This window comes from Sulfitobacter guttiformis, assembly GCF_003610455.1.
Lineage (GTDB): Bacteria > Pseudomonadota > Alphaproteobacteria > Rhodobacterales > Rhodobacteraceae > Sulfitobacter > Sulfitobacter guttiformis.
Genome location: NZ_RAQK01000001.1, coordinates 782,226 through 796,808, shown reverse-complemented (window position 1 = coordinate 796,808; position 14,583 = coordinate 782,226). Strand labels below are relative to the sequence as shown.

The 14,583-nt window shown below is 51.6% G+C and carries 9 protein-coding genes and 1 pseudogene; 5 read left to right on the top strand and 5 right to left on the bottom strand.

Going from position 1 to position 14,583, the window contains the following annotated elements; genetic code table 11:
* Positions 1 to 11: 11 nt before the first annotated feature.
* The 3 genes from C8N30_RS03735 to C8N30_RS03725 all read right to left on the bottom strand — a co-directional run bounded on the left by C8N30_RS03735 (position 12) and on the right by C8N30_RS03725 (position 6,112).
* Positions 12 to 3,368 (bottom strand): type ISP restriction/modification enzyme, encoded by a 3,357-nt coding sequence (locus C8N30_RS03735; protein WP_025063158.1) that lies wholly within the window; start codon positions 3,366 to 3,368, stop codon positions 12 to 14.
* Between the two features lie 94 nt (positions 3,369 to 3,462).
* Positions 3,463 to 4,665 (bottom strand): MobA/MobL family protein, encoded by a 1,203-nt coding sequence (locus tag C8N30_RS03730; RefSeq protein ID WP_084273607.1) that lies wholly within the window; start codon positions 4,663 to 4,665, stop codon positions 3,463 to 3,465.
* Positions 4,666 to 4,993: 328 nt separating this feature from the next.
* Complete coding sequence (locus tag C8N30_RS03725; RefSeq protein ID WP_025063156.1) at positions 4,994 to 6,112, bottom strand: AAA family ATPase; 1,119 nt, start codon at positions 6,110 to 6,112, stop codon at positions 4,994 to 4,996.
* 485 nt (positions 6,113 to 6,597) lie between these two features.
* On the opposite strand from C8N30_RS03725, the gene C8N30_RS03720 reads away from it, so the two are divergent.
* From C8N30_RS03720 to C8N30_RS03700, 3 genes are all read left to right on the top strand, one after another.
* The gene (locus C8N30_RS03720) at positions 6,598 to 7,773 is read left to right on the top strand and encodes a tyrosine-type recombinase/integrase (protein WP_025063155.1); all 1,176 of its coding nucleotides are present in this window, start codon (positions 6,598 to 6,600) and stop codon (positions 7,771 to 7,773) included.
* 15 nt (positions 7,774 to 7,788) lie between these two features.
* Positions 7,789 to 8,484 carry a hypothetical protein gene (locus C8N30_RS03715; protein WP_025063154.1) on the top strand — a complete coding sequence of 232 codons (696 nt, stop codon included), beginning with the start codon at positions 7,789 to 7,791 and terminating at the stop codon, positions 8,482 to 8,484.
* A 679-nt stretch (positions 8,485 to 9,163) separates the two neighbouring features.
* Positions 9,164 to 10,729 carry a tyrosine-type recombinase/integrase gene (locus C8N30_RS03700; RefSeq protein ID WP_025063152.1) on the top strand — a complete coding sequence of 522 codons (1,566 nt, stop codon included), beginning with the start codon at positions 9,164 to 9,166 and terminating at the stop codon, positions 10,727 to 10,729.
* 78 nt (positions 10,730 to 10,807) lie between these two features.
* On the opposite strand, the gene C8N30_RS03695 is transcribed toward C8N30_RS03700, so the two are convergent.
* On the bottom strand, positions 10,808 to 11,092 hold the full coding sequence (locus C8N30_RS03695) for a recombinase family protein (RefSeq protein ID WP_232222877.1): 285 nt from the start codon (positions 11,090 to 11,092) through the stop codon (positions 10,808 to 10,810).
* A gap of 60 nt (positions 11,093 to 11,152) precedes the next feature.
* A protein-coding gene (locus C8N30_RS03690) for an IS5 family transposase (protein ID WP_120222838.1) occupies positions 11,153 to 11,910 on the bottom strand; the annotation gives its coding sequence in 2 pieces (ribosomal slippage) (positions 11,153 to 11,574 and positions 11,574 to 11,910; 759 coding nt in all).
* A gap of 225 nt (positions 11,911 to 12,135) precedes the next feature.
* Between C8N30_RS03690 and C8N30_RS03685 the strand changes: the two are divergent.
* A pseudogene (locus C8N30_RS03685) lies at positions 12,136 to 12,712 on the top strand (IS5 family transposase); the annotation flags it as partial.
* A gap of 296 nt (positions 12,713 to 13,008) precedes the next feature.
* Positions 13,009 to 14,271, top strand: coding sequence for a peptidoglycan-binding domain-containing protein (locus C8N30_RS03680; RefSeq protein WP_025063148.1), 1,263 nt, complete (start codon positions 13,009 to 13,011; stop codon positions 14,269 to 14,271).
* The last annotated feature ends 312 nt before the right edge of the window (positions 14,272 to 14,583 follow it).

Here is a 14,583-nt window from a genome sequence, read left to right as displayed (position 1 = left end):
GTTATCCGCTATTAGAAGGCGAAGAGGTCTTGGCGGTCATCTCCTGCGCGTGTTGTCGCTGCGCTGTCGTCATCAAATACGCCATCGGCTCGGAGTATTTCGGCGTCTATGAGTGGCCCAGAACAGATACGCTCCAAAAGGTCGGCTTGCTGGCCTTCCAGTCGTGTTAGCAGTGTTAGGACGTGGAGTAGATTAATCAGGTCTTCGGTATAGGATGCGGGCCAACGTTCCGGTTGGATTTGGTCCAACGGCGATGGTGGGCGACGGTCGCCAATAACCGGGCGACTGCGGTCAAGACGGCGATAACTAAACCACTGGGTAAGGATATTCTTACCTGATACTTCATAGGCCCAGACCTCGGGGCTTATGTTGTCAATAAAACCTTCGCCGACATAGAGACGCTGTTCGGTTTCGTCGTATCGCATCTCTTGGGGGAAACGCGCAGCATCTGCGGGGATTGCGCCGCCTCTTGGGATTGTTGGTCCAGACGGTGCGCGAGGCGCGCTAGCAGGCCGCCCATCGGTTGGGTCTGCGAAGCGCTCGCCATAAGTATGGAGCCAGATGACCTGCTTCCCGATGTTTACGGCCTCTTGAAATAGCGTCGCCTGTGCCGTCATTGGAATGCGTAGGCCGGGCTGCACCAAGTCGGCTTGAAAGCGGGCTGTATAAGCAGGGTTAGCTGCTATGGCTGCTATGTATGAGAAGAGGTCCAAGGCGTTAATTGAGTTCCCGAGAGCAGTCGTAATCGCAGCAAGTAGCGCAGGGCGGACGTTTGGTTGCGTCGAGGTGTTTTCTGCCCAAAGAGGAAAAACTCTACCGCCAAAACTTCCTTTAAAATGGTCCAAGTCGGGAATTAGTTCGGATATTGTTATTGCTGGCCCATTGCTTGGCGAAGATCGAGAAAGAGAGGTTAAAAACACCTGATTGGGACTTTGTATATTCCAAAGCGTTGGGTTCGCTTGATTAATCAGGCGGCTATCAGGGATTAGCCACTGCCGGTCGAATGAACGCCTTGCATATCGAATAGGCGTTACGACGTTGCCAGTATCAACCCTCACAGATTGTGGTCTAAATTCGTGACCCGTCAAACCGGAGCGTATCTCTTTGTCGATATGTTTATCCCCCGGCAGGTTGTTTCGTAGGTGGGGATGGAATGCTGCGGCTTGGTTGTCCGCATTATTGAGGCCCTTCAAGGTCTGCCAGCGTTCAGTTAGGGATTCTCTATCAGGGGAGACAACCCAAGTTCTTCCCGGCATTACACCAGAGCCGTCCCAGAGGAACATATCCTCCAAAGGTGCACCTGCTCCCCACACGCCTTGTGCGGCGGGAAGAAACGGGGCACGGGATAGGGCGGGGCAGATTTCCCATTCTCGGTCATCAAGATTGATGGCATTCAAGGCAGCATATTTTTGCGCGGCTATTGCGTGAGGTAATCTTCGGTGCCGAACGACTGCGGATTCTAATGAGCCTTCGTCAGTGTTTCGCGCGGCTATCACTATACAGACAGGCTGCTGAACGCCTTGGAAAATGCGGCTATTTACCGGCGGTTGATGGCCTTCGGGTGTTGCTTCTATCACCCAGATTTCATCTGCATCTCTACGAAGGTCCGCCCGCATTTTTTGGAAGCCCGGGCCGTTTAGAAACCCCGCAACAGTGATGAAGCAAACAACGCCCTTGCGGTCTGTTCTCGGGGTTTCGCCTTCGGCAGTTGGTTCCCCAAACACTTTCCAAGTCGCCCAACGCCAAAAATATACATAAAGATTCTTCAGATGTTTGAGGTGTGCTCCTGCGCCCCACTCAGGTGGCGTTTTCCAATCATTCATCGGGCCAACTTCACCGTCACGCCCGTCTTCAACCCAGCCACCGCGCCCTCTTGCCTTCTCTTTGTAGGGCGGGTTTCCGATGACAACAGTGATGGGGGCTTCGCCCTTGATGCGGTTGGCCTCCTCATAACTGGCCGTTAGTGGTGCAAAGAGCGACGGCAGACGGGCGCGGGCTTCCTCTGGGTCGCTCAATGTATCAGTGACATAGAGGCGCGGCTGAATGTCAGTCGAGCCAGTCAGTTCTACCAATTCGCCAAGGAGGCGAAGTTGAGCCACCACAAAGGGGCCGAATTGAAGTTCGAAGCCGATAAGCCTCTGGGCTATCGCCTCCATTACGCCCGGAATTGCACCTGCGCCAAGGTCAGACTCCACTTGTCCGGCAATGTGCCGGAGAATGCCCAGCAGGTATGTTCCGGTGCCAACGGCGGGGTCAATAACCACAACTTCGTCGGCACGAAGCCCACCTGTCAGATTGAAGCGCGTTGGGTCGCGCAAAATATCATCCGTTAGCCGCACCATAGCCCGCACTACTTGGGGAGGGGTATAGTAGGAGCCTGTCTGTTTGCGCAGGGTCTTGTCGTAGATTTCGAGGAAGTATTCGTAGAAATATAGCCAAGCGTCTTCATCGCCTCGGGAAATTACAGCCCAATCAACCGCATCAAGAACACGGGTTAGCGAACGCAGTGAAGTCGCCAAGGTGTCAGGGTTGGCGGTAAGGAAGCCAAGGGCGGTGCCAATTAGGCTGTCTGTGCCGCGTAGTGCTCTCGCAGCGGTGTCTATGCCATCAGCAAGCGAGATGCCCCTCGCTCGGGCCATAAGAAGGCCGAAAACGACCGCTTGGGCATAGCCATCAGCAAACTGCTTATCGTCTGCCTCGGGGAACAATACTTGCCGCCAATCATCACGCAGGCCAGCAACCTCGGAGTCAGCCGCTTCGAGGCGTTCAAGTGTTTCATCTCGCAGCAGTCGGCAAAGTCTTGCGGATATCTTTGCAAGTTGCTTGGCGTCGCGTGGTGCTGTTGGGGTCCAAGTGAGAAAGTCGCTGAATATGGCTGTCAGGTCAGATGTTCCGGCAAGGGTGCCGCCTGCGGTTTGGATATCGCCGTTGAGGCGAACAATGCCGGACCCACTCGGTGACTCTCGGAGTTCGCCGTCGTGCCACACAGAAAATTCGTTGCCATCTGTATAGATAAGGTTGGGCAGGGCTTTTAGTTTCTCCCATTGCTTCTTATCGTGTGGGTCAGTGAAGCGTCGTGGGTCTGCCCCCTTACCGGGTCTTTTGATTTCAACAAAGCCAATAAGTTCTGAACCTGCTCCGCGACGGCGCATTACAGCGTAGTCGGGGCGAATGGCCAAATCAGGCATTGGCGTCTCGGGGACAAGAAAAATATCAGTTGCCGCCAAGCCGCAAAGTTCGGCCAAGCCGGGGAACAAGACTTCAAGCGGTCCGCGCAACTGTTCTTCGGGGCTACCAGATACGACAGATGAAAGGCGGCGCTTTGCTTCTATGCCAAAGCGGGAGATTAGGTCGTTCAGGTTGGCCACTGCTTGTTCCCCTATTGGTTGTGCAAACAGTAACCTTTCGCGCGGAAGGAAAGCAATCCAGTTCTATCGTCAAAAAACCAGATAGTTAAAGTGTTTAGCGAGTGAAATCGGGACGGTTGCCCAGTTCCCTTGTATCTTCGCTATCGGTCAATGCTTCCGCAATTTCGAGAAGTTGCATCGGCGCAGATATTCTCAAAATACGAGCATTGAGTGTATCCCGATACATCACCAACTCGCGAAAAGTGCGACGCATACGACGAGGCCTAGTCCTACGACCACCAAGGGCAGGTTGGTTTTGGGCTTTTGCGGGTTTTGGCTGCATTCCACCGCTTGTTGCTTGGTATGGTATAAAAGTTCTTGTTGTGCTGTTTTGAGGTCCTGCAACCCCTCCAAAATGTTGGGGATTGCTAGGCGTATTTTTTGTAGTTCTGCGTTGTTGTAGCGTTGGTGTTCTATCGCCTCCGCTAGGGCTATCACTACCCTCTCGGAGCCACGGGAGGCGGCCTTTGCTGCCATTTGTGTCTGCATCATCGTCTTTTCCCAGTCTATCGGCCCATCGTCCATTTAGTTTATCCTTCGAATGGTTGATTTCCTTAATCAGTTGATTTGCTTCTGCGCGGCTGCGGCCTTGGTCAATGTGCTGCCACTGTGGCTTTGCAGCCTTTGGCTTGCCTGCGCGCTCCATTATCCTAGCGCCAGCGCCTTCGTGTATTGTTGGGATTTGTTCGATGCCTTGTTCCGCGTATGAACGGTGGTCAATCATACTTTCAGAACCATAGCCCCAACTAGCCATCAGAGTGTTATGTATTCGCGCCCACTCTTCCGCAGCCGTCTCCACTGCATATTTCCGAGCCATACCCATTACGCTTGTTGGCCTGCCTCGCCCTCCCTTCTTGGTGAAGGCGTCAAAGCAGATTAGGTGAGCGTGCGGGTTGGAAATGTCGTTTCCATTCTTATCGTGAATTGAGGCAAGAAAGCCTGCCTTTCCCTTGGTAATCTTCTCGGCAAAGGAAAGTAAAAGTTTCTCTCTCTGTTCAAGGGTTGCCTCGAAAGGAAGCGCGATTGTGAAGCGCTCACAAACACGCCCACTGCTCCTTTCGGCAGCATCTTCTACTATACTTGCCACATCAGTCACTTCGGTCGCGGGAAGACGCGCCGATAAAATCGTTCGTGATGCACTGTTACGCGAAATATAACGAATATGAGCAAGCGTTTGCCCTTTCGCTGCTTCGCGAGATTGCTTCACCACCTTCTTGGAAAAGGTTTTAACAGAGTGTCGAAAAGAGAATAATGCCATATGTTTCTTTGTTTGTTGGGGCAAAATTACTATTTTGTCCGTTGTGCGCCTTCAAATCTTAATTAGGGAAGAAAAACTATGAACCAAAGAATAGAAAGACTATTAGAGAACTGGCTGATGAACACCGTGAGGCATTGCAGGGTAACTCGGCTATTTGATATGGAAATTCAAAACTTGAACCGTAGTGAGCAGATTGCTCTTGCTAACACTTGTCTTGATTTCTTCGAGAACGAAACGCAGCGGCTCCTCGCAAAGAGAAAAGGGAACCCTAGCAGCAGGGGATTGCCGTCTCCCCCAAAAAATGAGGAAGACGGAAGTGCTGGTCGCTCTATGCTCGTAGGTCGTCGTGGTCGATAATTAGCGTTTTGATAAGGCGAAATGAGTCATCTTTCTTCTCAACTTTACCATCGGCAACTAGCGTATGCAGGGCTCTCTTTACGGCTTTTAAGAGACTGTCCCTGTTGTCCTTGACATCTCTAAACGCAGTTCCTGTGCGTTCCGCAATTTCAGGAGATTTCAACGTTCTCGTAGGGTTAACTCTTCTCTCTTCAATAAGGATTTGACTGACTTCCTCGATACGGCTGTTGGTATCGACTTTCGGTTTTCTGTTATCATTGGCAGATTCGGTTTTCGTAAAGCCTGTCGCGCCCTGTGGAACAGCCTTTGGGAACGAAACTTCGACACCATCCTTGTCCCGCCCGACGGGGTGGCTCCCAATACGGAACGCCAGCGCCTTCGCCTCAGCCGCTGACTTTGTTTTTTGAGGTTTCCAAAATACTAATTTGTCATCCTCTTTTGAACGTGCGAGATAGTAAAGATTATCCGCATTTCCTTCGATGGCAGATGAACCACGGGGGGTAGAGGAGTTGCCTTTCCCGGTATGGTGTATCATCAAAACTGCGGCATTAGTTTCGGCTGCGATACGGCCCGCACTGGCTAGAACTGAGCCAATTACTGTGGACGAATTCTCATCGCAAACACCTAGCATTCGATTGAGTGTGTCGAAAACGATTAGGGCTTGGTCGAGTTCGTGGGCCGCCATTACTGTCTTAACAAAGTTAATAACTTTGCTGACGGTTGTAGAGTTTGTCAAATCGAACCCCGCCGGAACAACATAAAACGGCGCCCCGCTGAATGCAGGGGTAGAAAGATATGGATAAGCACGTTTATGCACTCCGGGACCATCCTCGGCTGCAAAATAAATAACGCAACTTTTCTGTGTGAGGCAATCAGCAAAGTCTTTTCCTGTTGCGACGTGTGCGCAAGTAGCGGCTGTTATTGCTGTCTTTCCGAGGCCGGGTGCACCATAGAGCACCGATACCTCCCCAATGTTTAGTAGGCCTTTGACTGCATACTTTGGGTCGAGGTCGGGTGCGTAACTTGGCGCGTGTTGTGCTTCGACTCCAATTATTTCAAATTCTGATATGAAAGAAGGTTTGGCTGGCATAATAGATTTTCCTATTTTATTATCCGGATTCACACCATTGTGGTCCGGTAATATCAATATGAGCCTCTTTATTTTTTCCGGAAATTAATTTTACAATTTTTTTCCTATCCGATAACTTTTATCTGACGGACAGACAGACACCTATACCTCCCCCTTTAGGGGGGAGGGTGTCTGTCTGTCTGTCAGATATGTAGCCGCTCAATCAATATGGTTGTCCAACTTTTGCATCAATTCAAAAAATGTGGTTTTTTAGTGGGGTAGACTTTACAGAAATATATTTCGTCTATATTTTATAATATGTTGGCTAGTATGTTGGGAAGTCTTCGTCTCCGCCACCACACACTTTTTCTGAGTATGAATGGGTCTCTTTGGGAGGCCTTTTTCTTTTGTATTCATGACTTTAAGTGCGGCTTCTGATTGCCTTGAATTTCCTTTGATTGTCTCCATATTCTTTCACTGAGTGGTATGAAGTGTGGTATTTTGGAATGGCTCTATCTGGAAAACTGACCAAAAAGTTGGTCGAAAACTTGGGCGCTGGTCGGCATGGAGATGGAAATGGTCTCTATCTGGTAGTCGACCCATCTGGTGCGCGACGCTGGATTGTTCGTGTCGTTGTAAAAGGACAGAAAAATAAGAAAGGCGCGCCGTTGCGGACTGACTTTGGTTTAGGCGGCGCTGATATAATTACAATTAATCAAGCACGGGAAAGAGCTCTCGAATATCGCCGTATGGCCAAGCAAGGTCTGAACCCACGGTTCAACACTCAGCGAGAGATCCCAACTTTTGAAGAGGTTGCGCAGCAGGTTCATAAAGAGCGTATGCCAACTTGGAAGAACGCCAAGCATGGGCAGCAGTGGATTAATACGCTGCGCGATTACGCTTTTCCAAAGGTCGGACGCATGCCAATTGACAGCATAGGCCAACCAGAGGTGATGATGTGCCTCGCTCCGATATGGACAGATAAGCACGAAACTGCCAAACGATTGGCGCAGCGCATCAAGACGGTTCTAGACGTAGCCCGCTCGAAAGGACTGCGATCCGGCGAAAATCCCGTGACTGCGATTAAGGACGCGCAGGTGCTGCCTAAAGTGAAGGCTAAGCCTGCGCACCATGATGCTATGAATTGGCGAGACCTGCCCGCATTCTATAAAGAGCTGAGCAGGCGCAACGCTGTGGCTGCAAGGGCTTTGCAATTCACGATCTTGACGGCAGCTCGCACTTCGGAAGTTCTAGACGTCATTTGGGCTGAGATCGATTTTGACGCGCAGCTGTGGACGGTACCTGCCGTTCGTATGAAAGGCGGTGTAGAGCACCGCGTTCCGCTCTCAGATGAAATGATTAAAATTGTGGAACCGCTCAGAGAGATGGCCTCAAAATATGTGTTTGAGGGACAGAAACGTCACAAACCACTTTCCAACATGTCAATGTTAATGCTGCTGCGACGTATGAACATCGATAGCGTAACTGTGCATGGCTTTCGGTCCACTTTCCGTGATTGGGCTTCTGAGGAAGCAAATGCACCACGTGAGGTGGCTGAAATGAGCTTGGCACATCAGGTCGGGTCTGATGTCGAGAGGGCCTACGCTCGGTCTGATTTACTGGCCAAGCGACGTGAATTGATGCTTCGCTGGACAAATTTTGTCGCTGGCCATGATAGATAGCTTGAAGGGGACTAAATGATCGAGATACCTATCAACCAGCCAGAGCTTCTTTCAATCGCTTTTTTGCGTATTGCATTGAGTGAGCCCAGTGACGGTGAACGGCAGAAGGCGATCAAGAGTATCAAATTAGATATTGAGGCAAGCCGATTAGAAACACTGAATACCAAGTTTGGCACGGCATGGACCCAAGATCCGAAAAACGCAGCGCTGGTTCAGTGGGTTGCCGCGACTTCACCTGAGCGACATGAAGCGGCTGTTCAGCTATCTCAAATTGGGAAGCGATATGAAGCCAAAAACGAGCGGAAGCTAAATGTTGCAGAACATATTGGCATGGTGATTTGGCTTTCGATCCAAGATGGAAAGTTCGAGGGTCTCCACACTAGGGGAGGAATTCTGGAGCAAGTCAGCGATGATGCAAGGGAATTCCAAGTTACCGGTGCCAAGGACAAAGATATTCTACGCAAAATTTGGCTTAGTTATCGTGGCGTCGTCCATCTTGGGATGGCGATCAGTTATTGCGAGGATAACCCTTCTCAAAGGAATAACGTACTACACTTGGCTGAGCGTTTTCGGTGCAGTTTGTGCGAAAATTTTCCCAAAGGGACATCGAAGCCCTACGTGAACCAAAATGCTCAATTTTATTTTCCCTATAAATCAAAGCTTTGGGGTCCCCGATTTGCAAATCGGGGACTGCCTTTCGGTATCGAATAAGCCGCATTCCTTCGTTGCAACTGAGTGTAACGAAAGGAAAGTGACCAATGCCCAAAATCTTCGAGGACGACCGGACGTACGTGCTGGGTGATCCAGAACTCAATTTCATTGGAAATAGGGAAAAGCTCGCTCAATGGCGACATAGGTGCATGGGCCCCGCTTACTACAAGCTTGGGAGAAAAGTTGTCTATCACGGGCGCGATCTCAATGCCTGGGCAAATGCTAACCGAACAGATCCTAGTGCGGGTGAGGCGGTCTGATGTTCACTTGTCGCTCCCCCCAAATGCGCCGCCATATTTTGATTGGAGCCTACGCTCAATGCACACACGATTGTGCCCTGCCTGGTAGCGGGAGGATATAATAGTGTCAGCGAAATCAAGCTCACTTCAGATAGGGCTATTTGAGCAGCTGGCTTCAGATACAAAGCCTACACAAGCTGCTTCAACTGAGCCTTGTGCACCGTGCACTTATTGTACCGTGCAGTACTTGTCAGACCATCAGGTCGCTGCGCGCTATAATATTTCAAAGGCGACTGTTTGGCGTTGGCATAATACATATCTAGATTTCCCAAGACGCGTGAAGCTCAGCCCTGGCGTCTCACGCTGGAAGCTGAGTGACTTGGTGCGCTTTGAATTGAGAGCGCAGGCTATATCTGCAAGGAGTCCAAAAGCAGGCGCCCATGAGTAAGTCTTATAAGAACGTGAGGTTGAAAAAAGATCGTGTGTATTCTGTTGAGCAATTGACAGCAAAGTATGTGGTCACCGCAAATACCGTATCAAATTGGGTTGGAGAGGGCCTGAAGTCGTCCGGCAGTCAGACGCCATACCTGTTTCAAGGAGCGGTAGTGATAGAGTTTCACAACCGGCGACGAGGGCGTAAAGATCGCAAACTGCAACCGGGTCAATTCCAGTGCCGCGGATGTCGGTCCGACGTATTTCCTGCGATTGAAACGGTAAAGGATGTCTATGCTGGAAACGGCAAACATATGTATTCATCGCGATGCCCTTTCTGTTCCACAAAGCTTCAAAAGATATCAGGTGAGGCTGATCGAGACAAAATTGAAGATTGTCGCAATCCAAATACCCCCACGGGCTGCCTACACGAAGAGAAGACCTCAGAACGTGGTAGTATTTGGACAAACGAGATCAAAGATAACCAGATTTTCCATATCGGGAATGACCGGATCATTCATAGGTGGCAAATATATGCCGGCCGCTATAGCGAGAAAACAGTTGTTCGTCATCTTGCTGCAATCCGATATTTTGAGAGTTTTTTGGAAGGTAAGCTCTTCGCTAAGCTTACCACAGACGATTTTGCCTCCGTGCGGGAAGATCTGAAGCGACGTGCAAACTTGGATTCGACGGACAGCATGTCAGCCTCTTCGATCAAACACACGGTCTCGCATTTGGTCATGTTCTTCGATTGGCTACTGTGCCAAGACGGATACCGGCGTTTACCAAAAGATTTTGCCGGTTACCTCAAGCTTCCTAGGGCCGTTATCGCGCGGTCTGCTCAGGTGAAGCAGAAACAGTTTCCAAGCCTTCCGGAGGCCGAGGAGCTTTTGGACGCAATGCCGTCAAGGTCTTTGCTCGACCAACGTGCCCGAGCTCTTTTTGCCTTACCGTTTCTTGGCGCATTGCGCGCTGACACACTCGTATCTCTTCAGATCAAGCACCTAGATATCGAGCAAAGGATGATTTTGCAGGATGCTAGCGTGGTTCGCGCAAAAGGAGGCAAGAGCCTCAGTATCATGTGGTTTAAAATACCAGTCGCGTTTGAAGTGGCTGTTTTGACTTGGGTTGAGACACTGCAGGGTTTGGGATTTAGGGAAGACGACGCGTTGTTTCCTGACGCCAAGTACTTAAAGCATCGTATTGTGGTCGCTGGCCGTGCCGCAGTTTCGGTGCCAGTGATGGCAACGGCCCACGCAGTTACTGCCGCCTTTGATATTGCTTGCCGAAAGAGCGACATCAAATACACGCCGCATGCTGCAAAGCACACCATCGGCGCCGAACGCGACATCCGTGCGCTCACTCAGGAAGAACGCAAAGCATGGTCGCTGAACATGGGGCACGATAGCGAACATACTACTGAACAACATTACGGAACGATGTCAGATAATAAGCGTTTTGAAGTGCTGGAAAACATAGGAAGCAAAAAAACGATCGATCCCCGAAACATGTCTGAAGCGGATAAAGCCAAGGCATTCGACGCCATGCTCAAAGTATTAAGCGACGATAGGTAGCGCAGTGCAGCTTATCAGCAAAACGACAGTATAGGATCGAGCTATTTCAATCTTGGGATCGCGTTCAAGCGAGGTTCATCAATTCGATTGAAAAGACTTATAGACGGTTGATCGGCCTATACCTAACTCCTGTGCGATGGCAGACGCTCCGAACCCAGCGTGCTTCATGTCCCTGATCCGTTGATCGTCAACCGTTTTGGGGCGGTCCTTGTAGAGCCCTTTTTCCTTTGCCTTCGCTATGCCCTCAGCCTCACGTTTACGTATAATGTTGCGCTCAAACTCAGCAAAAGCCCCCATAATTTGCAGTTGGAGATTGGCAAAGGCGGCATCCGAATTTGTTGAAAATTTCAGATTTTCCGTCAGGAAACAGATCGCGCCCCCCTTTTTGTTTAGAGTTTCAATGATGGACTGTAGGGTCAGGACTCATAACCAAAAGATAACGGTTGCTGCGAGAGCTATTGCGGAGAGAAAGACGGTTGGGGATCTGTCGTAGCGTGTAGCTACGCGTCGCCAATCTTTGAGCCTGCCGAACATCCTCTCGATACGGTTGCGCCTTTTGTAGCGGCGTTTGTCATACTTGATGGTCTTCTTGCGCGACTTGCGGCCAGGAGTGCAGGGCTTTGTGCCCTTGTCTACAAGGGTTTCTCGGAACCAGTCAGCGTCGTATCCTCTGTCAGCGAGGAGCCATTCAGCCTCTGGCAAGCCGTTCATTAAGGCGGCAGCCCCGGTGTAATCGCTGACTTGCCCTGCCGTGATAAAGAGGCGGATCGGGCGACCGCTGGTGTCTGGAATAGCATGAAGCTTTGTATTCATGCCGCCCTTGGTCAAACCGATCAGGCGTCCACGCCCCCCTTTTTCAACCGCAGGCTGGACGCCGTACGATGTGCTTTGAGGTAGGTGGCATCAATCGAGATGGTCTTGTTGTCGGGAGCCTGCTCAGCCAGCCCCATCATGATCCGAGCAAACACACCCATATCACTCCAACGCTTCCAGCGATTATACAGCGTCTTTGGAGGGCCGTACTCGGCAGGTGCATCACACCACCTTAACCCGTTACGATTAAGGAAGATAATGCCGCTCAAAACACGGCGATCATCCACACGCGCTCGGCCCCGGCTCTTCGGAAAGAGAGGCCTGAGACGCTGCATCTGCGCCTCAGTCAGCCAATACAAATTGCTCATCATGTCCCCCTACAACTAGGGGTCGTGAATCATAACAACGCGACAGGCTCAATCAGTTAATGGGTCCTGACCCTAGATCGTGTAAGTCTCTGGCGAGGCGGTCTTTGCTGTGCACTACAACCGCGTCCCCCGTCAAAACGAAGAGCCTAGCAGGACAGACCTATCAGCCTATCTTCAGCCGGATACTCCAGCCGCTACGTGGTGCAGTATTCCACTGGCGTTCTCATGCCAGACTTCAGCACCCTATGCCGCCGTTAGAGAACGCTGTCTTTTGCCATTCCGTAGAAAGGCTCCGCAGGGCAGTTGCACCTTCTAATCGATAGCACAGGTATGAAAGCTGAGGGCGAAGGGGAATGGAATGCCCGTAAGCATGGTGGCCAAAAACGACGCCTATGGTGCAAGATCCACATTGGGATTGATGAGGAAACGCTTGAGATCTGCGCCATCAAGGTCACAAACAGCGGCATCGGCGATGCACCCATGTTGCCTGACCTGCTCAACCAGATCCCTGCGGATCATGACCTCGGGAGTGTCACAGCGGATGGTGCCTACGACATGCGCAAATGCCATGGTGTGATTGCGACGCGTAATGCACATGCCGTCATCCCGCCACGCAAGAACGCTAAGATGTGGAAGCCTCCCTCTCGTGCATGCAGGCATGCACTGACGGGCAGTGGACACACGGGGAGCGCGAGCACGCAACGAAGCAGTCCGATCCTCAAAGTATCTGGGTCGCGCAATGTGGCGACAGCTGACCGGGTACCACCGCAGAAGCCGCGTCGAAACGAAGATGCGGTGTTTGCCCTAACTAACCAGCAAAGTACCCGCCTTGAAGTATTCCCATGGCTTGGGTCTTCAGCGTTTCTTCAAGCTCGCCTCGCACATTGAGGTTGTCTGAGAATTGAGACTGGCGCGCACACGTCTGACAACACCCCTTTGAGCGGTTTCACTCTTCCATCTTCTGCCAAGGCATAAAGCGCTTGATGAGTAGGCAAAATCACTCAATTGTTCACCGAGCGCTATGCAAATAGGGGAAGGTTGGGTTAACGGCACAATCGGTGCCGCCACACGCTTCCCTTTTTCATAAAAGGAAGCCTAATGCGGACCTTCACACTCCCTCTTATTTTGATGGCAAGCTTTGGCCTCAGCACGCCCGTTCTGGGACAGGACCTTGGCGACGTCATCGAAGGCATTGCACAGTCGTTGATAAATCAAGAGGTCGACCGGAACGCGTATGTCGCGGCGCAGAACGCCGATACCGTCCCAGCATACCGCGAGTATCTGGCGAAGTTTAAGAACGGTCAGTATCGTGCCAATGCCGAAAATGCCCTTGCGCGGCTGGGTACGCCGGTCGAGGGTTCTCCTGCATCAGCAAATCAGGCTGAGGCTAAGCTGGGCATTACCGTTGCGCAGCGCGTGTCTGTGCAGCGAGAATTGACGCGGCTAGGCTATAGAACCTACGGTGCAGACGGCGTCTGGGGTCGTAACACTCGCAGCGCCATTTCCAGCTGGCAGCGAGACAGGGGTGACAAAGTCACAGGCTACGTCACAGGAAAGCAATTGCGGCTGTTGGCAAGGGACACTGCGGTGACACCACCCGCTGAGAATTTGGCCTCGGTTGATTTAACAGCGCCTCAAGTCGAGGCCAGGCTGGGCATTACCGTTGCACAGCGCGTGTCTATTCAGCGGGAGCTGACGCGACTCGGGCATTCGACTTACGGCGCAGACGGCGTCTGGGGGCGCAACACTCGCAGCGCCATTTCCAGCTGGCAGCGAGACAGGGGTGACAAAGTCACAGGCTACGTCACGGAAGAGCAACTGCGGCTGTTATCACGGGGCATTGCGGTGACGCCACCCACAGAAAATACGTTGTCAGGCGGTTTGACGGCGGCTCAGACTGAGGCAGCGCTTCGCCTTACCCGTGCCCAACGGATTGCGATCCAAAGCCAACTGACAGTTATCGGTTACGATGCGGGTGTGGCTGATGGGCTCTGGGGTAGTCGCACGCGTTCTGCAATTTCTGCATGGCAGCGAGCGCACCAAGGGGCGCAGACTGGCTACGTTACTGCGTCTCAGGTGAAGTTGATCGCGAGCCAAGCGAGAACCGCTGCCGCAGCGCCGGATGATAGCGCGTCTGGTCCAGCGCTGGAGGAAAGTCTTCTCGAGCTTACGCGCGCAGAGAGAGTAGATTTGCAGCGCCGACTGGTGCGGCTTGGCTATAAATCATTGCCCACGGACGGAATATTTAGTTCCGAGACCCGGCGCGCTGTTGCTGAATGGCAGGCGGATGAAGGCGAGACTGCGACGGGATATCTGACAGCGGATCAGGTAAGACTGATTAGAGTGGAAACGGGGGGATAGGGCTATCATTTCTGAGCGGACTGGCACTGGGCCGGGCAGGGGAGATGGTTGTTCAAGCTTGGGGTGCACGTGCGTGACGCAAGCGCCGCATCTAAGCTACCATCCGTTTGATCCGTTGACCAAGCTAACCAGCAAAATCCCAGAGTTGAAGCACTGCCATGGCTTTAGATTTGTTGATGGCGTCAAGTGCCATGTTGCCAATGCGCTTGCTGGCTAAAAAATCAAACTGTAACATATCTTCGAACTCGAAGGATCGACAGCCAATCTTTAGAGTAGGAGCACCGTTAGTTTGTTGCTAAGACTTTTCTATAT

What these genes read in the sequence shown, in the direction of transcription:
- C8N30_RS03730 (WP_084273607.1), bottom strand. Translation starts at nt 4,665, where the DNA reads ATGGCATTATTCTCTTTTCGACACTCTGTTAAAACCTTTTCCAAGAAG.
- C8N30_RS03725 (WP_025063156.1), bottom strand. Translation starts at nt 6,112, where the DNA reads ATGCCAGCCAAACCTTCTTTCATATCAGAATTTGAAATAATTGGAGTC.
- C8N30_RS03720 (WP_025063155.1), top strand. Translation starts at nt 6,598, where the DNA reads ATGGCTCTATCTGGAAAACTGACCAAAAAGTTGGTCGAAAACTTGGGC.
- C8N30_RS03715 (WP_025063154.1), top strand. Translation starts at nt 7,789, where the DNA reads ATGATCGAGATACCTATCAACCAGCCAGAGCTTCTTTCAATCGCTTTT.
- C8N30_RS03700 (WP_025063152.1), top strand. Translation starts at nt 9,164, where the DNA reads ATGAGTAAGTCTTATAAGAACGTGAGGTTGAAAAAAGATCGTGTGTAT.
- C8N30_RS03680 (WP_025063148.1), top strand. Translation starts at nt 13,009, where the DNA reads ATGCGGACCTTCACACTCCCTCTTATTTTGATGGCAAGCTTTGGCCTC.